We start from the raw sequence: 24,899 nt of genomic DNA, 5'->3' as shown, positions 1-24,899 counted from the left end.
TTATGAATTTCCAGTATAACTTCCAAAAAGTTGTCGATATTAAATCAAGCGCAAAAAACCAGGCCGAGTGGCTGCTTTCCTCCGCGCTGGGTGAATTGCAAGCTGAAGAACAATCCCTCGATCAGTTACTGGAAGATCAGAACCGAACGCTGGAAGCGATCAATAAAGCTACCGAACAATCTGCACCTGCTATGGAATTGCAAAATCTTCAGCGCTATGTTGTTTATCTGGATCAGGCGATTGCTAGAAAAATTGCTGATGTACGTAAAGCTCAATTAAATGTAGATCATAAAAAGCTTCATTTAACCGAGAAAATGGTCGATGAAAAAGTATGGCTTCAAGCGAAGGATAAAGCTAAAACTAAATTTATGCATGAGTACATGCTTCGCGAGCAAAACGCGCTGGATGAGATGGCAACCGTTCGATTTGCGATGCAATCGAGATAAATCCCCGAACTGTGACGATATTGTCATGCAGAGTAGGAAGTATTTCCTGACAAAAGAGCGGTCACAGTGGAACATGCGGGCTCAAGGAGGTTTACCGTGGCGAAGAAAACAATGGATTTGGAAGTGGAAAAGGAAGGCGGAGGTCTTGGACGCTTCCTCGTTATTGCCACTCCCATTCTATTCACATTAGTACTGGTCGGCGCAATGATCATGTTATTTAATTCCAATTTGCGTAATACGATGTTCAGTACACTTGATAAAATTCCTATAGTGAAAAATTTCGTGCCATCTGCCGATAATACTAGTAGTGCGAATCCGGCCACCAATCAGGCGGAAAGTACAGCGGCTACAGTGGATCAGTTGAAGCAACAGCTAACGGATGCACAGCAGAAAAATTCAGAGCAAGCGACGCAAATCAAAACGTTGCAGGATCAACTGAATACTAAGTCTGGTGCAGACAATACAGCTGGAACAAGCGGTGCAGGTACAACCGGAAACGGTACAACAGGCACGACAACAAACGGAACGAGTACGACCAACACAGGCAGTCCTACCGTGCAAACGGAACAGGACAAGCAATTGAAAAACCTGGCTAATGTGTACTCTGATATGAGTTCATCTAAAGCAGCTTCGATTATGCAAAACATGACCACAGATGAACAGGTGCTCATATTTAGCAAAATGAACTCGGAAAGTCAAGCTGGTATTTTGCAGAAAATGGACCCTAAAGTAGCTGCTGAGACGTCAATGGCTCTTAAAAATGCGACAGCTGCAAGTCTGGCGGCGCTGCAAGTGAAAACAGCAAGCAATCAAAAAAGTACGCCGACAACGGGTACGAAGCTTGATTCCGAAGCGATGGCACAGACCTTTACGACAATGCCAGCGTCTAGCGCAGCAAGCTTATTGCTTCAAACATCCAAAACGAGTCAAACGAAAGTGCTTCAAATATTGAACAGCTTGGACGATACAACAAGAGCAGGAATCTTATCAGCAATGTCTACACAGGACCCAGCAGCAACGGCTCAAATCGTGAACCGCTTAATGGGCAACTAATTCAGTGGGGTGATCGGAATTATTTCCTACTCTTATCGTAAATGCAATACTCAGGAACTCCTTCTCATACAATTTTTGCTTCAAGGAGGTGATAATAGATGAGTATGATAGTTCAAACGAATTCAAGTTCAACTCCAGTTGCAAAGTTGATGGGTGGGACGGGTACAGCAAGTACCGGAAACACAGGCACAGGTTTTACGCAGACGCTAACGTATGCGATGAATGGCACAGGAGCTACAGCAGGTTCTAGCGCAGGTGCAACAGAAGGACAGGGTATGGCAGGGCTGATGGGCAGTGCCGCCTCCTTACTCGAAATGCTGCAATCGTTAATGTCTGGCGACAAAGAAGTGAACGGTGAAGGTAACGGCGATGCGAAAGTTCAAAAAGTGGATAAGCTGCTCGATGATCTGCTCAAAAAGTTGCAGGACATGGATGCTTCCATTATGAATGATCCCACGCTAGTACAATCTTTGCAAACATGGCTCGTTCAAGTGCAACAAGTACTTGACGGCAATCATGCATCTGGCGATACGCAAGAGGGAGCGGAGGCTGGTTCTCAGCAGGCATTAACGGCATCCTTGCCCGCACTTGCACAGCATACAGATACACTTCGCTTTGCTGTAGCAGATGCTGTATCGCAAGTAGTAGAGAAGCTGCAAGCGATTCAGACCGGCAATCAGCAACCTGATCCTAAGCTTGAACAACTGCTAAACAATCTGCAAAGCATTTTGCACAAAGCAGGGGGAGAGGGCGCAGCGACTTCTTCTGGTAATGATCAAAAGAATCAACAAGGTAATCAGCCTGCTCAGATTAGTGTACAAACGGATTCCAAATCAGCAGAAACTGCAACCGTAGCTGCTAGCTCTACACAGGAAACTTCGATTGATGCGACAGCGGATCAGCAACAACCAACCGGAGTCGTTACTGCGGGACAACTGGCTATGCGAGCGCAGGCGACTTCGTTGACACCAGCACAGCCTCCAGTGGCCACGGTTCCAATGCAAAATTTCCCGAATGAGATGAGCAAATTTATCGTTAGCAAGTTCGATATCCATCAATTGGGTGGCTTGTCTGAAGCGCGTATTATTTTAAACCCGGAGCATCTCGGTCAGGTGGACGTGAAAATCTCCATTCAAGATGGACAGCTTCTGGCACAGTTTATTACGGAAAAACACGGTGCGAAAGATGCACTGGAGCAGCAAATGGCTCAGCTTCGTACTGCACTTCAAGCGCAAGGTCTTCAAGTCGATAAACTTGAAGTTGCTCAAAGTTCAGGCGCATTCTCCGATATGTATCATGGAGGTCAGGGCTTTGAATCGAATGCAGGCCAACAACAATCTGGGCGTCGTTCTAAATCAAAAGATGAGCAATCGGATGATGCGATGTTAACGGCTGAGATTGGCGGCGAGTTGAAAGAATGGCGTGATGAACAGCGTACGACTGGCGTTACAGGAGCCGCTAATATGATGAATTACGGCAGTACGTATGTAGCAAAAGCTTAATTCGGATGGAGGTGAAATCAATTGCCAGACTTAATTTCAACATCGAATACGTGGCCAAACTATTCTACAAGTAATGTGCAGGCCGCAGCAGCTTCAAAGAAAAAGGATCTCGGTAAAGATCAGTTCCTATCGATCCTCGTCGCACAGCTGAAAAATCAGGACCCTACGGCTCCGATGGATAATGCACAGTTTGTCGCTCAGATGGCGCAGTTCTCCTCGGTAGAGCAGTTGATTAGCATTAACGATAAAATGGATAAGATGCAGGGTTCGATGGACACATCGCTCGGCGGCGCTTCCGAATTGATTGGTAAAAAAATCACATGGCTTAATGAAAAGACCGATCCAAAAACCGGAGCAACTATTTCGTCAACCTATGAATCTGGTAAAGCGGAATCGATTATTTTGAAAAATAAAGTGTTGTACGCGCAAGTAGGCGAAGATGCTATTCCACTCTCCCTGATCACTAAAGTAGAACCGGGTACAACAAGTGGAGCGACAACAGCTGCAAGTGAGACGCCTGCAACGAGCAGCACAACACCAGCTGCATCCACGACGACACCGGCTGCATCAACCGCAACACCAACGACAGGTAGCACGACTACACCAGCTGCGTCGACAGAAACACCAGCTTCAACAAGTACAGGCAACACATCCACATCCGATACAGCTAGCACATCAGCGGCTACGGAAAATAAATCTTCGGAACCTGCTTCCACAGCAACGACGGGAAACAGTGCCTCCAATAATGGTACAACAAACGAAAGCACAGCTGCTCCTGCCGCAACAGCAACAGGCAGCAAAACATCAACAGAGACTACGGACAGCTCGGATAGCTCCACATCGACTACCAGCTCTAGTGCAGCTTCAACTTCCGGGGAGAATGCATCATGAATGGCCCGATTCAAGTAGGCCAGCTTTATCCTTCCAAGCTGAATTCAGGCTTGCTCGGACGGCCTAATAACCAGGCAACAGCTACACAGGGCAATGAATTCAAAGCTATTCTTGATCAAAACTTATTAAAGTTTAGCAATCATGCTTCCAAGCGTTTGGAGCAAAGAGGAATCCAGTTTAGCAAAGAGCAGATGACTAGCCTGAATCAAGCGATTGATAAGGCAGCAGCGAAAGGCTCTAAAGATTCACTGATTCTAATGCAAAATAATGTCGCTTTGATCGTTAACGTACCGAATAGGACCGTCGTGACCGCCATGGATGGCAACTCGATGAAGGACAATGTATTTACACAGATAGATAGCGCCGTCATTCTTTGATTACTGGCCGGACCTGAAACGGGGAGCCAGTGAACTGCCGACCGACTGAAGCAGTTCAACCTATAATTATGCATCCATTAGGAGGAAATTATTCATGTTAAGATCCATGTATTCCGGTGTCGCGGGTATGAAAGGCTTTCAAACCAAGTTGGACGTTATCGGTAACAACATTGCGAACGTTAATACGGTAGGGTTTAAGAAATCTCGCGTTATGTTTCAGGATATTTTGAGCCAAACGACTAAAGGGGTAACTGCTCCTTCTGATACAAGTGGTGGGGTGAATGCACAGCAAGTAGGTCTGGGTAGTCGCGTATCGTCGATTGATACAATGCATTTGGCAGGTAGTGCGCAAACAACAAATAATCCGACTGACCTTCGTATTGATGGTGATGGATTCTTCGCCGTTAAACTATCTGCGGATCAAGAGGTTCCTTATCTTACTCGTGCTGGCGATTTTCATGTTGACTCTGCTCGAAATCTGGTGACTTCAGATGGTGGGTTTGTAGTTGACACGGATGGAACACAAATTACAGTGCCTGATACAGCCGTTTCATTTAGTATTCAAGCGAATGGTACAATGCTCGTAACAAATGCTGATGGTACTACAGCAGCAGGACAAACGATTGGTGTCGCTAAAGTGGTTAACCCTGCAGGTTTGGAGAAAATCGGGGGTAGCTTGTACCGTGTAACACCGAATGCTGTACCAGACGGTGATCTTGGTGGTCTTGTAGCTCCTGGTGATGCAACAGCTGGAACAGGCTCCATCGTTGCTGGACAGCTGGAAATGTCGAACGTCGACCTGACAGATGAGTTTACAGAAATGATCGTTGCACAGCGTGGTTTCCAGGCGAACTCTCGTATCATTACAACGTCTGACGATATTTTGCAAGAGCTGCTCAGCCTGAAACGTTAAGATAGACTAAGCCATAGAGGGAGAGTTGTTCTTACTCCCTCTGTTTGGCAGTCATGGCTACAATATGCTGTGCACGATATGCTACTTGGACTGGAAACAAGCGCATCATAACGCATCATAAATAGTATAGACAGACATTCGAGGAGGGGTATTGATGATCCCGGTCACGCGGCTAAATGGTTCTCCCATGTGGCTTAACGCCCTGCTGATAGAAATGGTGGAAGAAACGCCAGACACGTATATTACCTTAACGACAGGCAAACGCTTGATTGTGCTTGAAAAAGCAGAGCAAGTGACGAACCTGATTCGTGAGTATAATAAAAGCATAGGCACTCTTACAGGAACGATTAAGGTGCAACATATGGAGGAATTGGAATGAAAAAGTTATTACCCTGGATTATCAGCGGGGTGCTCGCAGTGGGACTTATCGGGGTTGTTGCCTATTTTCTGATTTTCGGGAATCTATTAGGTAACAAGCAACCGATGACAGCAGCCGAAGCCGCGGCGGCCGAAAAAGCAAAGATTGCAAGTATGAGTGCTTCTGAAATTGCGGAAGTATCCTCTGACATCACCGACCTTACAACCAATATGGCTGATCCGTCTTACGTAGTCAAAATGAGCTTCTCTTTCCAACTGGCAGACAAAGATGCCAAAGCAAACTTTGATCTGATCAAAGATTTGAAAGTGACGCCGATCATTATTAGAACACTTGCGGATACAAAGCCTGAAGATATTCAGAGTGCAGAAGGTATCGAGCAACTGGATGCGAAGTTGATGAAGCTTATCAATAGCTCACTGCCAGAAGAAAGCGGTAAAGTTGTCGATGTTCAAGTATCTAACAAGATTGTGAGCCCACTCTAATCCATTACAAATGAAGTTAAAACCTAATCTTTTTAGATCGCAAGGGGGTGAGATTATGGTAGATGTATTATCCCAGGGAGAGATTGATGCCCTTTTAGCAGCACTTTCCTCCGGCGAAATGGATGCAGAGGAACTCAAAAAAGAGGAAAGCGAGAAAAAGGTCAGAATTTATGACTTTAAGCGTGCCGTTCGCTTTTCCAAAGATCATATCCGAAGCTTAACTCGGATTCATGAAAACTTTGCTCGTTACTTAACGACTTACTTTTCCGCGCAGTTACGTACATTTGTACAGATTAGTGTCGTGCAAGTGGAACAATTGCCTTATGATGAGTTTATACGCTCCATTCCGAAAATGACGATATTGAACATTTTTGAAGCAGAGCCGCTTGAAGGAAGAATGGTACTCGAAGTTCATCCTAACATCGCGTTCGCTATGCTGGATCGTATGTTGGGAGGAACTGGAATCGCACCTTCCAAAATTAACGCACTGACCGAGATTGAAACGACGATCATTGAACGTGTATTCAGCCGTACTTTTGAAAGTTTGCAAGAAGCATGGAAAACGGTCATTGATCTTTCGCCGCGTATGGAAGCGTTGGAGACCAATCCGCAATTTATGTCGCTTGTATCTCCAAACGAAACCATCGCCCTGATCTCGCTCAGTACGAAAATCGGTGATACAACAGGGATGATTAACCTTTGTATCCCGCATGTAGTTATTGAACCGATTATGAGCAAGCTGTCTGCTAACCATCTCTTTTTCTCGCAGAAAAAAGAGCCAGCCGTGGAAGAAGTTGAAGCGCTAAAGCAACGTGTACATCGCGCTCAACTTCCAGTGATTGCGGAGTTAGGAGAATCCGGGCTGTCGATTCAAGAGTTTCTCAGCCTGTCGGTCGGCGATGTGATTTCACTCAATAAACCGATTCAGCAGGATCTCTCTATTAAAATAGGCAATCAGCTCAAGTTCTATGGCAGTCCAGGTACGGTCAAGGATCGAGTAGCCATTCAGATTAACGAAATCGTCAGTGAAGGAGTGGAAGGACTTGACGAGTAAAGATTATTTGTCACAGGAAGAAATTGATGCTTTGCTTAAACAGTCGTCAGGTGAGGATAGTGGTTCCGCCACCTCCGCACGCCAGACGGTTGACGATTTTCTGACGCCGCTGGAGCAAGATGCACTCGGCGAAATCGGTAATATCACTTTCGGTAGTGCGGCAACGGCGTTGTCCACTTTGCTAGGACAAAAGGTAGATATTACAACTCCACGTGTTGGTATTGTGACACGCTCGGAGTTTGAACATGAATTCCCAAAACCTCATGTTGCTGTACACGTTGAGTATGTGGATGGCTTTCAAGGAATTAACTCTCTCGTCATTCAGACACGTGATGCTCAAATCATCGCCGATCTGATGCTTGGCGGGGCGGGTGATCCGAAGGATGAGGAATTGAACGAAATTCATATCAGTGCTGTTCAGGAAGCGATGAACCAGATGATGGGTTCTTCAGCAACATCGATGTCGACCATCTTCAATCGTTTCGTTAACATCTCGCCTCCAGGTATTGATATTCTGGATGTTAGCAATGACCAGGGTGTGAGTATGTTGCCTCCGGAAGAGACGCTGATCAAAATTTCGTTCCGTCTCCTGATCGGTGATCTGATCGATTCGACGATTATGCAGTTGCTTACGGTTGAGTTTGCAAAGTATATGGTCGATATTTTGATCAACGGTGCGGAAGAAAGTGCTCCTGAAGCACCAGCTGCCAGTGCGCCGGCAGCTACGCCTCCAGCAGCAACGGCACCGCCGGTACAACAACCACCGGCTCAGCAGGCGCCTGAACAGCCTGCAATGCCACCAATGATGCCGCCTCAAGGAATGCCACCATACGGTCAACAACCTCCGTACGGTGCTCCTGAGCAGCCTTATCCGCCGTACCAGCAACAGTATCCGTATCCTCCACCAGGCTATGGTTACAACATGCCTTCGCAGCCACCACAGCATTATGGTGCGCCGGCAGGACGTGAAGTGAATGTCCAACCTGTTCAATTCGCCAACTTTGGTGCAGGTACTGCGCCGAACCTGGATGAAAATAATTTGAACTTATTGATGGACATACCACTTAAAGTCACCGTAGAATTAGGAAGGACCCAAAAGCAAATTAAGGATATCCTCGAATTGTCCCAGGGCGCAATTATTGAACTGGACAAATTGGCAGGCGAACCGGTAGACATTCTGGTCAACAACAAACTGATTGCCAAAGGTGAAGTAGTTGTTATCGATGAAAACTTTGGTGTTCGCGTAACGGATATCGTCAGCCAGTGGGACCGAATTCAAAAAATACAATAAAGATCACTTAGGGAGGATTTTAAATCAATGGCAAACCGTATTCTTATCGTGGATGATGCAGCTTTTATGAGAATGATGATCCGGGATATTCTGACCAAGAACGGATATGAAGTAGTAGGAGAAGCTCAAGATGGAGCTCAAGCAGTAGAAAAATTCAAAGAGCTTCGCCCTGATTTGGTCACTATGGACATCACGATGCCTGAGATGGACGGTATCGCCGCTCTGAAAGAAATCAAAAAGCTCGATGGCGGAGCGAAAGTTATTATGTGTTCCGCAATGGGCCAGCAGGCGATGGTTATTGATGCCATTCAGGCAGGTGCCAAAGATTTCATCGTAAAACCTTTCCAAGCGGATCGTGTTATCGAAGCAATCAGCAAAACGCTGGGCGTATAGGAGAATATTCCCATGTCAGGTGAAACAGCCACAATGGGAGGAACAGGCGGTTATATCCTAAACCTTGTTTGGGTTATAATCGTCTTGGCTGTAATAATAGCCCTTATTATTTTGTTACTTCGGTTCCTTGGTCGTAAAAATCAATCATGGTTGTCCAGACGTGCCATTCGTACTATAGGTGGTATGGCGCTGGGACCTAATAAATCATTACAAGTGATTGAAATAGGCAATACGTTATATTTGATCGGTGTCGGAGATGATATTACGCTCGTTGATAAAATTTCTGATCCTGATGAAGCGATGATGGTTATTCAGTCTTTTCAATCCGAGTCGGCGGAGCAGGAAAACTTTTTCACTCCGCTGATCTCCAAACTCAGCAGTAAGCTACGTCCCAAATCCAAAATTGAAGAAGAGGAGCTACGCGATACAGACGCTTTTCAGGAAGTGTTTGAAAGCAAGCTTCGGGAAATTCCAAATCGACGGGAGAAGATGGAGCAGCTGTTGAAGGAGGAAGATTCTACAGATCGGTAGAGGGATTCATGAAAATAAAAATGATTTTATCTCTTATGCTGCTGTTTGCTGTCAGTGTGCTGTCGGTGCATCCGGTATTTGCAGCAACCGCCGATCCGATACCAAATATTGATATTCAGATCGGTAATGATAATGGCTCATCCGGTGGTGGAGCAACAAGCTCGCTATCGATTTTGCTGCTTATTACCATTATTAGTATAGCGCCAGCTTTTATGGTTCTTATGACCAGTTTTACACGTATTGTGATTGTGCTCAGCTTTGTCCGGACTTCACTTGGGACTAACCAGATGCCTCCCAATCAGGTACTGGTAGGGCTGGCTTTATTTTTAACCTTATTCATTATGTCGCCTACGCTGTCGCAAATGAATCAGACTGCCTTGCAGCCTTACCTGAAAGGAAATATGACTCAGATGCAGGCATTGCAGGCTGCGGAGAAGCCGATCAAGGAATTTATGTTCAAGCATACTCGCGAAAAGGACTTATTGCTTTTTCTGGAATACACAGGTACACCGAAGCCTTCGAATGTACAGGATATTCCGCTTACAGTTATGGTTCCTTCTTATGCGATCAGTGAGCTGAAAACAGCGTTCCAGATGGGCTTTATGATTTTTATACCGTTTCTCGTTATCGATATCGTCGTTGCCAGTGTATTGATGGCAATGGGGATGATGATGTTACCGCCGGTTATGATTTCACTTCCATTTAAAATATTATTGTTTGTGTTAGTGGATGGCTGGTACCTCATCGTCAAGTCATTGCTGGTCAGTTTCAATTAGCGCAGCTCTTCATTTATGAATCTGCGCCTTCACAATTTGCCTGTAAAAAGGGAGGTTAATTATGAGTTCGGAGTTTATCATCGGTATGGCAGGACAAGCGGTATATACCGTTTTAAAAGTGAGCGCACCGATGCTGATTCTTGGGCTTGTAGTCGGTTTGCTGGTTAGTATTTTTCAGGCGACGACTCAGATTCAAGAGCAAACTCTTGCCTTTGTGCCAAAAATCGTAGCTGTCATGCTTGCGCTGCTGCTCTTCGGTCCGTGGATCTTAACCGTCATGGTCGATTACACGGCTGATATTCTTGGTAATCTGTACAAATACATCGGTTAGGCTGATGGCTTATGGAGACATTACTACAAAGCTTTCCTGTTTTTTTGTTAATTTTTTGTCGAATGACCGCTTTTTTTGTAGTTTCACCCATCTTTTCTTCCAGAGGGGTGCCAAATCAGTTTAAAATTGGCATTGCGGCTTTTATCTCTTTGCTGATTTATCTGATCAAAGGAACGACCATCAAAATTCCTGATGGTACGGACATTTATGTATTAATGGTATTTAGAGAAATATTGATCGGTCTGCTCCTTGGATATATCGCCTATTTAATGTTTATGGTGATCCAGATTGCAGGTTCATTTATGGATATTCAGATTGGTCTTGGGATCGCGTCTGTATTTGACCCGATGACAGGTGCTTCTGTTCCGGTTATTGGTAACTTCAAATATATGTTTGCGATGCTTATCTTTCTTAGTATGAATGGTCATCATTATTTATTACAGTCTGTACTATATAGCTATGACTGGGTGCCGATGAATAGCGATATTGTGAGTCAGATGGTGAATGGATCGCTCAGTGAATTTTTAATTCGAACATTCACTAACTCGTTTCTCATTGCCTTTCAGATGTCAGCTCCTATTGTAGTAGCTACGTTTCTGACCGATGTAGGCTTAGGTTTTCTCGCACGTAGTGCACCACAGTTTAACATTTTTGTTATTGGTGTACCGGTAAAGATTATTGTAGGTCTTTTTGTACTTATGCTATTAACACCAAGCTTCGCCTTTATTTTTGAACATTTGTTTGAGCAAATGTTTCAAGCGATGCAAGGGCTGCTTCAGGTGCTGGGCAAGCGTCCAGCGTCATGATGACCGATTCTGGTGGAAAGGAGTCCGTGAACAGTGGCATTTCGTTTGAAATTGAATCTTCAGTTATTCGCAGGTGAGAAGACTGAAGAAGCAACACCTAAAAAACGCAATGATTCCCGTAAAGAAGGCCAGGTCGCCAAAAGTATGGATATACCAGGCGCAGCCATTTTGTTGGGCAGTATTGGATGCTTGATGATCTTTAATGACTTTTTTATGAAGCGTATTAGCTGGCTATTCACGGATACTTTCTTACACCGAATGTCTACCGATGTGACGGTAGCGAATGTGATGCAAATGCTAGGGCAATATGCAATGCAAATATTAATATTAGTAGCTCCGTTTTTTGTAACTATTGTGTTGCTTGGCATCATTACCAACTATATGCAAATCGGTTTTTTGCTTACAGGCAAGCCGCTTATGCCTCAGCTAAGTAAACTTGACCCGATTAAAGGTGCTAAAAATATTTTATCGATGCGCTCGATCGTTGAGTTGCTAAAATCGATTTTAAAAATGTCAGTTATTGGTTATTTGGTTTATACAACACTGCAAGGTGCAAGTCATGAAATTTCCAAAATGGCCTATATGTCAGCTGAATCGATTTTGCACTATGCAGGCGGACTGACGGTTAGTCTTGGACTCAAAGTTGGAGTGGCTATGTTCATTCTAGCTATTCTGGATTATATGTATCAGCGCTATGAGCATAACAAAAGCTTGAGAATGTCCAAGCAGGACATTAAAGACGAGTATAAAAACATGGAGGGTGACCCGCTGATCAAAGGTAAAATCCGCGAACGGCAACGTCGTATGGCGATGCAGCGGATGATGCAAGATGTGCCTAAAGCGGATGTCATTATTACGAACCCGACGCACTTTGCGGTAGCGCTCAAGTATGATAACAGTGAAATGGCTGCCCCGCAGGTGGTGGCAAAAGGGCAAGATTACACAGCGCTTCGCATTCGGGAAATCGCTAAGCAGCACCGGGTCGTCATTATGGAAAACAAGCCGCTGGCCCGGGCATTGTTTGCCAGAGCAGAAATCGGAGATTCCATTCCGACCGATCTGTTTCAGGCGGTAGCCGAGGTGTTAGCTTATGTATACAAGGTCAAAGGGAAAACGAAGTAAGGGATCGGAGGGCTGAATAACATTGAAGAAAAAAGATTTGGTTGTCCTTGTAGGCGTCATTGGAATTATTATGATGATGATTCTTCCGATCCCAACATGGTTGCTTGATGTTTTACTCATTGTTAATATCTCGCTGGCAATGATTATTTTGCTGATTGCGATGAATACGAAAGAAGCGCTGGAATTTTCTATCTTTCCGGCAATGTTGCTCATTACAACATTGTTCCGTCTGGCGCTCAATATTTCCACAACCAAATTGATTTTAGGACAGGCTAATGCTGGTTCGGTTGTAGCAACTTTTGGTAGCTGGATTGCCGGCGGTCAGATTGCGGTCGGCTTTATCGTCTTCCTGATTCTGGTCGTCGTCCAGTTTATCGTTATTACAAAAGGTTCGGAGCGGGTAGCAGAAGTTGGCGCTCGTTTTACACTTGATGCGATGCCTGGTAAACAGATGAGTATCGATGCCGATTTGAATGCCGGCATGATCAATGAGCAGCAAGCCCGCGAGCGTCGCAGCAAGATCGAGCGTGAAGCGGATTTTTATGGAGCGATGGATGGTGCGAGTAAGTTCGTTAAAGGGGATGCTATTGCAGGCATTATTATCCTCCTGATCAATCTGATCGGTGGATTCATTATCGGGATAGCGATTCATGGAATGGCATTCACTGAGGCACTGTCTACGTATTCCGTGCTGACCATCGGTGATGGTCTGGTAAGTCAGATTCCAGCACTGCTCATTTCGACAGCAGCAGGTTTGATCGTAACGCGTGCGTCATCAGAAGGCAACCTGGCTGATGATATTACAAACCAGCTCTTTTCTTATCCTACCCTGCTGTATATTGTTGCTGGTGTGATCACCTTACTTGGTCTATTCACACCAATTCACTTCATTACGACGTTCCCATTAGCGATTTTGCTCGTCTTTGCAGCGCGTAAAATGCAGGCGAATTTGAATCAAAAGGTAGTCGAGGCCGAGCAACAGGTCGAAGAACAGCAGATCGAAGAAGTACGAAGTCCAGAAAGTGTTATTAATTTATTGCAAATCGATCCGATTGAATTTGAATTTGGATATGGGCTTATTCCACTTGCGGATACTCAGCAGGGCGGTGATTTGCTGGATCGAATCATTATGATTCGCAGACAATGTGCGCTTGAATTAGGACTTGTGGTCCCTGTCATTCGCATTCGCGATAATATCCAGTTAAAACCAAATGAATATGTGATTAAAATTAAAGGAAATATCGTCGGTGGTGGTGAATTATTACTAAATCACTACCTGGCCATGAGTCCTGGGTTTGAAGATGACTCTATAACGGGTATAGAGACTTTAGAACCAGCTTTTGGTCTTCCAGCACTATGGATTGACGAAATTACGAAGGAGCGTGCGGAACTATCGGGTTACACCGTTGTTGATCCGCCATCCGTTGTAGCTACACATCTAACAGAGCTGATTAAAAAGCACTCTCATGAGCTGCTAGGACGTCAGGAAACGCGTTCTCTTATCGACAACCTGCGTGAGAACTACCCTGTACTGGTTGATGAGCTTATTCCTTCGGTATTGTCGATCGGTGATATCCAGAAGGTGCTTGTCAAACTTCTGAAAGAGAAGATTTCGATTCGCGACATGGTAACCATTTTTGAAACTCTCGCTGATTATGGTACTTACACCAAAGATCCAGATGTATTGACCGAATATGTTCGTCAGGCGCTTTCCCGTCAGATTACGCAGCAATTTACTAGTCAGGGAGAAACACTACGAGTGATTACGGTCGGACCTAATCTGGAAAAGAAAATTGCCGAGAGTATTCAGCAATCAGAGCAGGGCACCTACCTTGCGCTGGACCCGGTTTCCACGCAATCGATGTATCAGAAAATCAACGAGCAGGTGAATCGTCTCCTGCAAATGGGACAACAGCCTATCGTGCTGACGTCACCAGCGATCCGTATGTATTTGCGCCAGCTGATTGAGCGTACCATGCAGGATATTCCGGTGCTATCGTACAGTGAGCTGGAACCTAACGTTGAAATTCAGAGTGTCGGAGTGGTGAACTTATGAGAGTCAAACGCTATATTGTAGACACAATGCCCGACGCCATGCTCAAAATTCGCACGGATCTTGGAAGTGATGCTGTCATTTTGAGTACCAAAGAGCTGAAGACCGGCGGGTTCCTGGGCTTGTTCCAGAAAAAGAAAATCGAAGTGATTGCAGCTGTAGAAAAAGAGCAGACAGCAGAGGCACCCGCCCCTGCTGCATCTGCACGCACGGAGCCAGCTCCCGTACAGAGTGTTCCGAGCGCGCCGGTTCCAAAACGCGTCGTACCGGATGCCTATCGCAAATCGAGTCAGGCCTTTGCCGAGTCGATGCGTCAGGCGCTAAATAACGATGATGCTGATGAACCGGTAGCTCCGCCACCTGCTGTACGAAATGCGGAGTCCGCTGTACCGATGTCCCCATTAGTGCAAAAGCCCGAAGGGAATGAGCCAACGACGGTACAGCAACTTGCCGCTCGCTTTGTCGAGACACATAGCGAGGAACAAATGAGCGAAGCGAAGCTGTTTGAAGAGCTACGTCAAATGAAGCAGATGATGGCGGAATTGACCCGTGAAAAGCAACTTGCGGATTTGCCAGAGGCGCTTCAGCAATTGCAAGCTCATTTGAAGGCTCAGGGCGTCGATCAGAGCCTCGTTGAAACCTGGACAGGACAAATTATGCAAGACTCTGCTGGAGTGGCTGAAATGACCTTACAGAAAGCCAAACGAGCGATGAAGACACAGATCGAGCATTTTACGGCCAAACGCATCGGCGGGGGCATCGATGTATCGACGAAGATCGTGTATATCGCCGGTCCAACTGGAGTGGGTAAAACAACAACGATTGCCAAGTTAGCGGCAGAGCAGTTGTTCAAATACAAACGTAAGGTTGGTTTCATCACCTCAGATACGTATCGAATTTCCGCTGTAGAGCAGCTTCGGACGTATGCTTCCATCTTGGGCGTGCCACTTGAAGTTGTGCAATCGCCGGGTGATTTGCAGCGGTCGCTGCAACGACTGTCTGATTGCGATCTTATTTTGATGGATACGGCTGGACGCAACTATCGTAATGAGCTGCTCGTATCGGAGTTGCAAAGCCTGCTAGCTCCAATGGAGCAAAGCGAAACGTATCTGGTGCTTGCCCTAACGTCCAAAACGGAAGATATGCGTATCATTACGAACCATTTCAGCAAATATCCACTGGACAAAGTAATCTTTACAAAAGCCGACGAAACTGGAAGCTATGGCGCGATGTTCAATCTGCTACAGGAGCATCCGTTGCGTCTTTCGTATATGACCAATGGCCAAAATGTACCGGATGATCTGTTGATGCCAAGTCCGGACTTTTTAGCAAATGTACTGCTTGGAGAGATATTGCCATGATGGATCAAGCCCAATCGTTACGCAATTTGATGTCTGACAAAGCCAGAGCGCTACAATCTCGTCCTCAAGATGGCGAGCATGGAGGCGCCAAGTTCATTGCAGTGACAAGTGGCAAAGGCGGGGTCGGCAAATCCAATTTCACATTGAATTTCGCGCTGGCTCTGCAACGTCTGGGACGACGTGTACTTGTGTTTGATGCGGATATTGGGATGGCCAATATCGATGTATTGATGGGCGTTCGTTCACAGTACAATTTGTCCCACCTGCTCAGCGGTGAAAAAGAGATCGGTGAGATCATTGAAAAAGGAGCCGGTTCTCTACCCTATATTGCCGGAGGATCGGGCCTAAGCTCGCTATTTTCACTGTCTGAAGAGGATTTAGTTTACTTTACTACTCAAATTCAAAAAATTGCTGCCGATATGGATTATATCCTGTTTGATACGGGAGCAGGACTGTCAAAAGAAACATTGCAATTTATCATGTCATCAGACGAATGCATCGTTGTAACGACGCCAGAGCCTACAGCGATTACAGATGCATACGCACTGATCAAGGTTGTGCACGGATTGGAGGATACAACAGCCTTCAAACTGGTTGTGAATCGTGCGGAAAGCCAGCGAGAGGCAGTACAGACTGCCGACAAAATCAGACTCGTCACCAGTCGGTTTCTCGATCTGGACATTCCGATGCTAGGTTTTGTAAGCGACGATGCACACGTAAGCCAGTCCGTCAAAAAGCAAGTTCCTTTTTCAATCAATGCTCCTGGATGTCATGCTGCTAAAGATATCCAACACCTGGCTATGCAATATGTGGCTTCGCCAGATATACGCCAGGAGGGTACCTTATCAGGAATCAAGGGATTTATACAAAAATGGATGCGGCGTACTAAATGATTCTGTAAGGAACAGAGGTGCTATTGTTATGGCAACTTATAAAGTGCTGGTTGTAGACGACTCCCCATTCATGAGAAAAATTGTCTCGGACCTGATCGAGGCAGATCCGGCATTTCAGGTCATCGATACAGCAAGCAACGGTTTGGAAGCTACCCGCAAAGTGGTGGAGCTAAAGCCTGACGCGGTTACGATGGATGTAGAAATGCCAGAAATGAACGGGCTTGAGGCACTGAAAATTATTATGTCTCAACGCCCGCTCCCAGTCATTATGCTGTCTGGCATCAATGAACAGGGCATGCGTGAAACGATCATGGCGCTTGAAAATGGAGCGTTTGATTTTATCCGTAAGCCTTCCGTGAGCAACGCCCAGGATATCGACGAAGTGGGACAACAGTTGCTCAGACAGCTTCATACAGCGATGCAGGTGCTGGAGCGCCGCCGCAAGCGTAGTGAACAACGGCCTGTGACCGCCGAGCCGAAGCAGGCTCCGTCTGTTGAACCGGATATGCCGTCATCACAACCTGTGGCACAAACGCCTCCAGCAAAGCCTACACCATCTGTAGCGCCACCGGCTTCACCTGCTAGTCGACCAGCTGTGAAACCAACGATACCGCCTTCCTCGCTCAGCGGACGCGTAAGTCATCCGGTAAAGAACGGGGATATCAAAAAGGCAAAGCTGGATACGTCAGCAACAACTGCACGCCCAATGCCTGCCAGCAGTAAAGAACGAGCACCGGTTCGTCCACCTGCTCCGGCAGACCTACTGAAACAGCCTAAAGCGCCATCAATCAAGCCGCCAGCCGCTTCAGCAGCACGTCCTGAACTATCTGCGTCACCTGTACCAACACCACCGGTTGCAAACACGGGGCATATGGATCGTCCGGTTACTGCGATTAGTAAGCTGGTTGCTGTTGGATGCTCTACAGGTGGGCCGCGAGCACTCAAAAGCTTTTTAGAACAAATCCCGGCTAATTTTCCGGCACCTATCGTCATCGTGCAGCATATGCCACCTAATTTCACCCGTTCACTGGCACAGCGTTTAAACAGTCTGAGTCAGATCAATGTGGTGGAAGGCGAACACGGTATACCGTTGCAACCCGGTACTGCGTACATCGCACCAGGGGGCTATCACATGACTGTCGCCAAAAGTCAGGGCGGTTACCGCCTGCAATTGACGCAGGAACCTCCACGTAATGGACATCGTCCTTCAGTGGATACACTTTTCGCCTCAATCCGCCCGTTCAATGATCTACAGCGCTATGCGGTGATCATGACCGGTATGGGAAGTGATGGCGCACGGGAAATGAAAAATTTATACGATAGCGGTGTAATCCCTACCTTTGCCGAAAGCGAAGATACATGTGTAGTTTACGGGATGCCGCGCTCGGCTGTAGAGCTTGGATGTGTCAATCACCTCCTGCCATTACCTGAAATTGCGCCAAAACTTGTACAAATCGTTAGATAGCTTACAACAAGGACTATGTTATTTTATGGAGGAGGTGTCTCACGATGGACATGAATCAATACTTGGCCATGTTTATTGATGAGTCGAACGATCATCTGCAGTCGTTAAATGAAAAAATGCTAGAACTGGAAAGCAATCCAACGGATCTAGGCATTGTACAAATTATTTTCCGTTCAGCGCATACACTTAAAGGTATGGCGGCAACAATGGGATTTGAAGATCTGGCGGCACTGACGCACCAGATGGAAAATGTACTGGATTTAGTGCGTAACGAAAAGCTCGCGATGCAGGAATTTATTTTCGACACGCTGTTTAAAGGTCTGGATGCGCTGGAATCGATGGTTCAAGATATTACGCAAGGCGGCGAAGGTAAAGCAGACGTTACAGCGATTGTTGAATCATTACAGGCGATTGTACGTGGAGAAATGCCTTCAGACGCGCCAGCAGCTACAGCTAGCGCAGTAGCGCCTGCTACAACAGTAGGCGTTGCTAGTGCGACAAGTATTGAATTGGACGAATTTCAACAATCGGTGATCGAGCAGTCTCTGTCTGCGGGTCATCAAGCATTGTACATGGAAATTGCAATCCGCGAAGATTGTCAGCTCAAAGCGGTTCGTGCCTACATGGTATTCGATCTGCTGGAACGCTATGGTGACGTGATCAAATCCGAGCCATCCACACAGGATATTGAGCAAGATAAGTTTGACCGCAACTTCTCGCTGTACTATGTTACACAAAAGGATGCTGCTGAGCTGGAGCCGATGGTCACAAGCATTTCCGAAATTGAGAGCGTAAAAGTAACGATGCTGGATCCAAGCTCTCTGAAAGAAATGGTTAGCTCCAAAGAGCCACAGTCTATCGCTGCACCTGTAGTAGAAGCAGCGCCAGTTGCTGCTCCGACGGCAACTGCCGTTAAAACGGAAACCGCAGCACCGGCTGCAAAAGCAGCGCCAACGAAAGCACCTACACCAGCACCTTCACGTACGATTCGCGTCGATATTGATCGTCTGGATGTGCTGATGAACCTGTTTAGCGAATTGCTGATCGACCGTGTTCGTCTGGAGCAGCTTGCTAGCGAAGTGAAAGTGCCTGCATTGACAGATACAGTTGAGCATATGGGTCGCGTAAGCAGCGATTTGCAAAACATCGTTCTTAAACTGCGCATGGTACCGGTAGATACCGTATTTAACCGTTTCCCTCGTATGGTACGAGATCTTGCTAAATCGCTTGATAAAAAGCTTGAACTGATCATTACCGGTGCGGAAACAGAGCTGGATCGTACCGTTATCGATGAGATTGGCGATCCGCTCGTTCACTTGTTGCGCAACTCGGTTGACCACGGTATCGAATCCGTAGCGAAACGTGTAGCAGCAGGTAAAGAAGAAACAGGTACGGTAAAGCTGAGTGCTTTCCATAGCGGGAACCACGTATTTATCGAAATCGAAGATGATGGTAACGGGATCGACCGCGATATCATCCTCCGCAAAGCGCTCAAAAATGGCGTTGTAAGCCAGGAAGTCGCTAACACGATGAAGGATGAAGAAGTGTATCAACTGCTGTTTGCTCCAGGTTTTAGTACAGCAGAGGTTATTTCCGATATTTCCGGACGCGGTGTAGGCCTGGATGTGGTTAAATCCAAAATTACTTCGCTCGGCGGTCATGTTATGGTATCATCCGAACTGGGTAAAGGCACCAAATTCTCTGTACAGTTGCCACTCACGCTGTCGATCATCTCTGCGATGCTGATTCGTGTCGGTTCTGAAAAATATGCGATCCCGCTCACTTCAATTGTGGAAACGGGCATCATCAAAGCGAAACAGGTTCGTGACTTGCATGGTAGTCAGTTGATTCCTTACCGCGATACGCATATTCCACTGCTCTCCCTCAGCCGTGTATTCGAAGTTCCAGACTTCGATGAGCGTGAAGAGGAAGAAACAGAGATCGTTGTCATTCGCAAAGGTGACAAGCTGGCAGCGATTGCCGTCGAAAACTTTATCGGGCAAAACGAGATTGTCCTGAAAAGTCTGGGTAGCTATCTGCCTGAGACAATGGGCATCTCCGGCGCGACGATTCTCGGCGACGGTCAGGTTGCTTTGATTATTGACCCGAATGCATTCATTAAATAATGCAGTCCATTTATTGAGGAGGATTTACCCATGGATGAATTGAAAGTTATTGTATTTAAACTGGCAACAGAGGAGTATGGTATCGAAGTCGATAAAGTGCAAACGATCGAACGTATGATGCCGATCACCCGCGTTCCTAAAACGCTTGATTTTGTAAAAGGTGTTATTAATTTGCGCGGTGTCGTTATTCCAGTTATTGATCTGCGTGGTCGCTTCAATCTGGCGCAGACGGAATACAACGATCAAACTCGTATCATCATCGTGGAAGTGGACAAAATGCAAGTAGGGTTCGTTGTAGATTCCGCTAATGATGTTGTCGATATCAAACGCAGCAGCATCGAAAAACCACCTGAAGTGGTCGGTGGCGTAAAAGCAAGATACCTTGATGGTGTAGCAAAGCTTGACGAAGAACGGCTGCTGATCATGCTTAACCTCGCGGAAGTGCTTGATAAAACCGAGGTTGTGCAACTCGAAGGTATTGAGGATTAAGCATGAATTTCTTCAAGAAACTTGAAGGGTTCAAAATGGATGTGCTGAAGGAGGTTGGGAATATCGGGGCAGGCAATGCAGCCACTGCCCTTTCCCAGCTTTTGGACAAGCCCATCGATATGGCAGTACCGAAAGTTCAAATTTTGCCATTTGAACAAATTGCCGAAAAAGTGGGGGGACAGGAACAGATCGTACTGGCGGTCTTTTTCCGTGTAGAGGGCGATGCTCCAGGTAATCTATTCTTTATTTTAACTCCAGAAGCAGGTAAGGGCCTGCTTCGCCGCCTGGCGGGCCTTGAAGTGATCGATGAGGAACAGTTCAGCGAAATGGAGCAATCTGCATTATCTGAAATCGGTAATATTTTAGCAGGCTCTTATCTGTCTTCGCTTGCTGATTTTACCGGACTTTCGATGACGCCAACTGTGCCTGGTCTTGCTTATGATATGGCTGGTGCGATCCTCAATTACGGACTTATCCAGTTTGGTGAAATGGGTGACGATGCCCTTTTGATCGATACGACTTTCCTCGAAGGTAAAGATGAAGTTGAAGGACAATTTTTCCTGATTCCCGATCCCGAATCATTTGAAAAGATCTTCATCGCGCTAGGGGTTCCATTACAAGATGATTGAAGAACAAGCTGTCGTTAAAGTGGGTATGGCCGATTTGAACGTCGTAAAGGAAGCAGGAATTATCCGGACGACGGGATTGGGTTCATGTGTGGGTCTTACTCTCTACGACAAAAATATTCATTTGGTCGGCATGGCGCATGTCATGCTGCCCTCATCAGATATTGCCCGTGAAGGGCAATTGAACATTGCGAAATACGCAGATACAGCGTTACCGGAACTGCTTAAAAGATTGACAGATCTTGGTGCAATGCGCTCCAGACTGGTCGCTAAAATGGCTGGCGGTGCACAGATGTTCTCCTTTTCCAGTGGTGGTGACAATATGCGGATTGGTCCCCGCAATGTAGAAGCCTGCAAATTATTTCTGCAAGAGTATAAGATTCCTTTAATTGCGGAGGATACCGGCGCCAATTATGGACGCACGATTGAAATGGATTGTACAACAGGAATGTTGTCGATTCGAAGTGTACAAATGGGTAAGAAGGAAATATGAAGTATGATAGGGAATATTAAGATCAATGTATGGTCTGGGGTGTTGGGGTTTCTCATCACCTTTCTGTTCTCTTTAGGAAATAATTTGTGGACCACCAGCTTCGTAAGAGGTTGTTTAGGCTTTATCCTCTGGTTTGCGCTTGCATTCCTGCTACGATTCATTCTTGGGGTGCTTGCAACGCCAAGCAGTAGCGCAGGTAAGCCACCTGTGAGTAGAGCAACGCAAACGGTAGACAATGGCGAAGAACAGCGTTCAACCGATGAACCGGAACGAGGCAATCTGCTTGATATCACCACACCGGATCAAGACCATGAACTAAACGATTTGCTGACACCAAAGCCATCCCATTCTGGCGGTGATAACGGATTTGCACCTTTGAATCCTCCTAAGCTCGTTTCAACCAACAAGGAACAAGATCCAGAGGAACTGGCGAAGGCCTTACGCCACCTGACACAAAAGTAAGGAGGGTGAAAGCAAGTGAGCGAGCAAAAGGGAAGCCATTTAAACCACATTGAGCTGTGGGTACAATGGAAGGAACATGGCAATGTAGAAGCGAAAAAAAAGCTGATCGAAAATTATTTAGGGACGGTTGAGTATGTGTCCAGCCGACTTGCGATTGGTCTTCCGAAAAATGTATCCAAGGATGATCTGATGAGCAACGGTGTAATGGGACTGATCGACGCGATCGAGAAATTCGACTACAAACGCGGACTTCAATTTGAAACGTATGCTTCATGGCGAGTACGCGGAGCTATTTTGGATGGATTAAGACAGGGGGATTGGGTACCTCGTTCGGTTAGAGAAAAAGCACGTAAAATCGAGGATGCCTATCAACAACTGGAACAGAAATATTTACGCGCGGTATCGGATGCTGAAATTAGCGAATTTTTGGATGTGAGCGAACGTGAATTTCAAACGATGCTTCAGGATGTAGCGGTGATGACGATCACATCGCTGGAAGACCCGATTCGCGAAGAGGAATCCGAAACACGCATGTCCTTGATTGTGGACGAAAAAGCGAAAAATCCCGATCATACCGTAAATGATTTTGTACTGAAAGAAATGTTGATGAAGGGGATTGAGAAGCTTACTGAAAAAGAAAGAACGGTTGTGTCGCTCCTTTATTATGAAGACCTTTCCCTCAGTGAAATTGCGGAAGTGATGTCACTATCCCCGTCGCGCATCTCACAACTGCACTCCAAAGCAATCCTTCGTTTACGAGGAGCGCTGGACAAACAAAGAGGTCTGTTAATGCAGGATATGTAACGCCGTTTGTGAAAGGGGAAATCAGGCGTGACATCTCAATTAACGCTAGATCAATATGTCAAAATTAGTTTTTCCAATGACAAATCGGTTGCTTATATGGAAATTGCCAATCTTGAGTTTGATGATGAAATAGAATGGAATATAGAACAATTGGAGGGATTTTTGCGTACACAGGGAATCACATACGGCATACAGATGGATGAACTCCACCAACTAGCCCAGCGTCCCGAGGCTTACCGTTCCGAACGGGTAACGGTAGCCTGCGGTACACCGCCAGTACCTGGAATAGATGGTCGGATCCAATATGCAGTGACGTTAGATGACCAAAACCGTGGTCCGCTTGAAGCCGAAAATGGCCGAGTGGACTATAAAGAAATTATACGATTGAATAATACGCTCAAAGGTCAACTTATTGCTGAAAAAGTTGATCCATTGCCTGGTGAAGCGGGTATAGATGTAAAAGGAGAACCTATTCCTTATAAGCCAGGCAAAGATGTGCGTTTCAAAATCGGCAAAAATATCGTACTTAATCCCGAGCAAACTGCAATTTACGCAGCGATTGATGGTATGATCTCATTTACCGAAAATGACAAGATCAATGTGTTTCCAGTTTATGAGGTCAATGGTGACGTCGATTATCATACAGGCAATATTGATTTTGTCGGTACGGTCGTCATTCGCGGAAATGTATTGTCTGGCTTTCGAGTGAGCGCTTCTGGTGATATTCGAGTCGTTGGTGGTGTGGAGGGCGCAGAGATCGAAGCAGGCGGCTCCATCGAAATTACCGGCGGGATTATCGGATATCACAAAGGACGGGTCAAAGCCGCTGTTAATGTCAAAACTGGATTTATTCAGGATGGCAATGTGCAGGCAGGTGAATCGGTGTATGTGTCGCAAAGTATTATGCATTCACATGTACAGGCAGGTAGTAGCATTCGCTGTGATGGTCCGAAAGGCTTAATCGTAGGTGGGCATCTACAGGCAGGCGAAATGGTCATCGGCCGCACGATCGGTAATACAGCATTTACAGTTACCGAAATTGAGGTAGGTGTACTGCCAGAGTTGCGTAATCAGCTAGTTGTGCTACGGAAAGAACTCAAAACACATAACGAAAATCTGGATAAAACCGAAAAGGCGCTTATGCTGCTGGATCAATTAGCCGCTGTAGGTCAGCTCGGCCCGGACAAAATGGCACTTCGGATCAAGCTTTCGGCGACCAAAAAAAGTCAGCTTCGTGCACGCGATGAAATTCGTGATCACGTACTGGATATCGAGACGAGACTGGAAGAGTCAGGAAAAGCCAAAATTGAAGTTATTCATACCATTTATGGTGGTTCCAAGCTGGTTATTGGTCGCTATACCAAGTATATTAAAGATACAGCCCAGCGTATGAGTTTCGTCTTTAAGGATGGAGATATTACAATGGTGCCGAATCATTAATCCAGTATAAGGTGGGTGTTCACTATGGGTTTGAGAGCTCTGGAATTGCAAATTGCTGTACCACGCACAACGGAAGCAAGCAAAATTCAACAGGAGAATCTGTTTCGCCCCTCCGTTGAACAGTCAATTCTTGCCGATCGCACGAGTGAAGAAACAGAACGCATGCGTACACGTAGCGATAATGTGAAAGAGTCTGCTTCAGGCTTGATCCATGACGGTCATCCCCGTGAGCAACATGCATCACAGCCACATCACGCCGAACAGCAAGCGGAGGAGCATCCTATCACTCCCGCTGAACATCCATATAAAGGCAAACATATCGACCTGTCCTTTTAACAAG

Annotated in this window: 28 protein-coding genes; all 28 read left to right on the top strand. The window is 46.1% G+C overall.

Annotated features, from left to right (window positions below; all coding sequences use genetic code 11):
- The first annotated feature begins 2 nt into the window (after positions 1 to 2).
- On the top strand, positions 3 to 446 hold the full coding sequence (fliJ, locus tag AAHF22_RS00985) for a flagellar export protein FliJ (protein ID WP_347323099.1): 444 nt from the start codon (positions 3 to 5) through the stop codon (positions 444 to 446).
- 96 nt (positions 447 to 542) lie between these two features.
- The gene (locus tag AAHF22_RS00980; RefSeq protein ID WP_347323098.1) at positions 543 to 1,499 is read left to right on the top strand and encodes a magnesium transporter MgtE N-terminal domain-containing protein; all 957 of its coding nucleotides are present in this window, start codon (positions 543 to 545) and stop codon (positions 1,497 to 1,499) included.
- A 98-nt stretch (positions 1,500 to 1,597) separates the two neighbouring features.
- Positions 1,598 to 3,001 (top strand): flagellar hook-length control protein FliK, encoded by a 1,404-nt coding sequence (locus AAHF22_RS00975; RefSeq protein WP_347323097.1) that lies wholly within the window; start codon positions 1,598 to 1,600, stop codon positions 2,999 to 3,001.
- Positions 3,002 to 3,022: 21 nt separating this feature from the next.
- Positions 3,023 to 3,892: a flagellar hook assembly protein FlgD gene (locus tag AAHF22_RS00970; RefSeq protein WP_347323096.1), complete on the top strand. Its 870-nt coding sequence runs from the start codon at positions 3,023 to 3,025 to the stop codon at positions 3,890 to 3,892.
- Complete coding sequence (locus AAHF22_RS00965; protein ID WP_347323095.1) at positions 3,889 to 4,269, top strand: TIGR02530 family flagellar biosynthesis protein; 381 nt, start codon at positions 3,889 to 3,891, stop codon at positions 4,267 to 4,269. Before AAHF22_RS00970 ends, AAHF22_RS00965 begins: the two co-directional genes overlap by 4 nt.
- A gap of 94 nt (positions 4,270 to 4,363) precedes the next feature.
- Positions 4,364 to 5,182 (top strand): flagellar basal body rod protein FlgG, encoded by an 819-nt coding sequence (gene flgG / locus AAHF22_RS00960; protein ID WP_347323093.1) that lies wholly within the window; start codon positions 4,364 to 4,366, stop codon positions 5,180 to 5,182.
- 154 nt (positions 5,183 to 5,336) lie between these two features.
- Positions 5,337 to 5,561, top strand: a complete 225-nt coding sequence (locus AAHF22_RS00955; RefSeq protein ID WP_188776659.1) for a flagellar FlbD family protein — start codon at positions 5,337 to 5,339, stop codon at positions 5,559 to 5,561.
- Positions 5,558 to 6,043, top strand: coding sequence for a flagellar basal body-associated FliL family protein (locus tag AAHF22_RS00950; protein WP_347323092.1), 486 nt, complete (start codon positions 5,558 to 5,560; stop codon positions 6,041 to 6,043). Before AAHF22_RS00955 ends, AAHF22_RS00950 begins: the two co-directional genes overlap by 4 nt.
- A 55-nt stretch (positions 6,044 to 6,098) precedes the next feature.
- Positions 6,099 to 7,097 carry a flagellar motor switch protein FliM gene (gene fliM, locus AAHF22_RS00945; RefSeq protein ID WP_347323091.1) on the top strand — a complete coding sequence of 333 codons (999 nt, stop codon included), beginning with the start codon at positions 6,099 to 6,101 and terminating at the stop codon, positions 7,095 to 7,097.
- Positions 7,087 to 8,388, top strand: a complete 1,302-nt coding sequence (fliY, locus tag AAHF22_RS00940) for a flagellar motor switch phosphatase FliY (RefSeq protein WP_347323090.1) — start codon at positions 7,087 to 7,089, stop codon at positions 8,386 to 8,388. Before fliM ends, fliY begins: the two co-directional genes overlap by 11 nt.
- Before the next feature lie 27 nt (positions 8,389 to 8,415).
- Positions 8,416 to 8,781 (top strand): response regulator, encoded by a 366-nt coding sequence (locus AAHF22_RS00935; protein WP_347323089.1) that lies wholly within the window; start codon positions 8,416 to 8,418, stop codon positions 8,779 to 8,781.
- Between the two features lie 12 nt (positions 8,782 to 8,793).
- Positions 8,794 to 9,312: a flagellar biosynthetic protein FliO gene (locus AAHF22_RS00930; protein ID WP_347323088.1), complete on the top strand. Its 519-nt coding sequence runs from the start codon at positions 8,794 to 8,796 to the stop codon at positions 9,310 to 9,312.
- 8 nt (positions 9,313 to 9,320) lie between these two features.
- Complete coding sequence (gene fliP / locus AAHF22_RS00925) at positions 9,321 to 10,088, top strand: flagellar type III secretion system pore protein FliP (protein ID WP_347323087.1); 768 nt, start codon at positions 9,321 to 9,323, stop codon at positions 10,086 to 10,088.
- A gap of 61 nt (positions 10,089 to 10,149) precedes the next feature.
- A complete protein-coding gene (gene fliQ, locus AAHF22_RS00920) occupies positions 10,150 to 10,419 on the top strand; it encodes a flagellar biosynthesis protein FliQ (protein ID WP_188776666.1) in 270 nt (89 codons plus the stop codon).
- Positions 10,420 to 10,430: 11 nt separating this feature from the next.
- Entirely contained in the window at positions 10,431 to 11,225 is a 795-nt protein-coding gene (gene fliR / locus AAHF22_RS00915; protein ID WP_347323086.1) for a flagellar biosynthetic protein FliR, read from the top strand.
- 33 nt (positions 11,226 to 11,258) lie between these two features.
- Entirely contained in the window at positions 11,259 to 12,347 is a 1,089-nt protein-coding gene (gene flhB, locus AAHF22_RS00910; protein WP_347323085.1) for a flagellar biosynthesis protein FlhB, read from the top strand.
- 22 nt (positions 12,348 to 12,369) lie between these two features.
- Positions 12,370 to 14,403: a flagellar biosynthesis protein FlhA gene (gene flhA, locus AAHF22_RS00905; protein WP_347323084.1), complete on the top strand. Its 2,034-nt coding sequence runs from the start codon at positions 12,370 to 12,372 to the stop codon at positions 14,401 to 14,403.
- A complete protein-coding gene (flhF, locus tag AAHF22_RS00900) occupies positions 14,400 to 15,761 on the top strand; it encodes a flagellar biosynthesis GTPase FlhF (protein WP_347323083.1) in 1,362 nt (453 codons plus the stop codon). Before flhA ends, flhF begins: the two co-directional genes overlap by 4 nt.
- Positions 15,758 to 16,654, top strand: coding sequence for a MinD/ParA family protein (locus AAHF22_RS00895; protein ID WP_347323082.1), 897 nt, complete (start codon positions 15,758 to 15,760; stop codon positions 16,652 to 16,654). Before flhF ends, AAHF22_RS00895 begins: the two co-directional genes overlap by 4 nt.
- A 28-nt stretch (positions 16,655 to 16,682) precedes the next feature.
- On the top strand, positions 16,683 to 18,119 hold the full coding sequence (locus AAHF22_RS00890; RefSeq protein WP_347323081.1) for a protein-glutamate methylesterase/protein-glutamine glutaminase: 1,437 nt from the start codon (positions 16,683 to 16,685) through the stop codon (positions 18,117 to 18,119).
- 44 nt (positions 18,120 to 18,163) lie between these two features.
- The gene (locus AAHF22_RS00885; protein WP_347323080.1) at positions 18,164 to 20,245 is read left to right on the top strand and encodes a chemotaxis protein CheW; all 2,082 of its coding nucleotides are present in this window, start codon (positions 18,164 to 18,166) and stop codon (positions 20,243 to 20,245) included.
- A gap of 30 nt (positions 20,246 to 20,275) precedes the next feature.
- Positions 20,276 to 20,734, top strand: coding sequence for a chemotaxis protein CheW (locus AAHF22_RS00880; RefSeq protein ID WP_347323079.1), 459 nt, complete (start codon positions 20,276 to 20,278; stop codon positions 20,732 to 20,734).
- A 2-nt stretch (positions 20,735 to 20,736) separates the two neighbouring features.
- Positions 20,737 to 21,363 carry a chemotaxis protein CheC gene (locus AAHF22_RS00875; RefSeq protein WP_347323078.1) on the top strand — a complete coding sequence of 209 codons (627 nt, stop codon included), beginning with the start codon at positions 20,737 to 20,739 and terminating at the stop codon, positions 21,361 to 21,363.
- A complete protein-coding gene (locus AAHF22_RS00870) occupies positions 21,356 to 21,853 on the top strand; it encodes a chemotaxis protein CheD (RefSeq protein ID WP_347323077.1) in 498 nt (165 codons plus the stop codon). Before AAHF22_RS00875 ends, AAHF22_RS00870 begins: the two co-directional genes overlap by 8 nt.
- A gap of 3 nt (positions 21,854 to 21,856) precedes the next feature.
- The gene (locus AAHF22_RS00865) at positions 21,857 to 22,315 is read left to right on the top strand and encodes a hypothetical protein (RefSeq protein WP_347323076.1); all 459 of its coding nucleotides are present in this window, start codon (positions 21,857 to 21,859) and stop codon (positions 22,313 to 22,315) included.
- A 15-nt stretch (positions 22,316 to 22,330) separates the two neighbouring features.
- Complete coding sequence (locus AAHF22_RS00860) at positions 22,331 to 23,119, top strand: FliA/WhiG family RNA polymerase sigma factor (protein ID WP_347323075.1); 789 nt, start codon at positions 22,331 to 22,333, stop codon at positions 23,117 to 23,119.
- A 27-nt stretch (positions 23,120 to 23,146) separates the two neighbouring features.
- Positions 23,147 to 24,559 carry a flagellar assembly protein A gene (locus tag AAHF22_RS00855; protein ID WP_347323074.1) on the top strand — a complete coding sequence of 471 codons (1,413 nt, stop codon included), beginning with the start codon at positions 23,147 to 23,149 and terminating at the stop codon, positions 24,557 to 24,559.
- 24 nt (positions 24,560 to 24,583) lie between these two features.
- Positions 24,584 to 24,895, top strand: coding sequence for a hypothetical protein (locus tag AAHF22_RS00850; protein ID WP_347323073.1), 312 nt, complete (start codon positions 24,584 to 24,586; stop codon positions 24,893 to 24,895).
- Positions 24,896 to 24,899: the final 4 nt, after the last annotated feature.

Source organism: Paenibacillus wenxiniae, assembly GCF_039822605.1.
Classification (GTDB): Bacteria; Bacillota; Bacilli; order Paenibacillales; family Paenibacillaceae; genus Saccharibacillus; species Saccharibacillus wenxiniae.
Note: the sequence above shows the minus strand (reverse complement) of the source record. Positions and strands in the feature narration are given on the sequence as shown.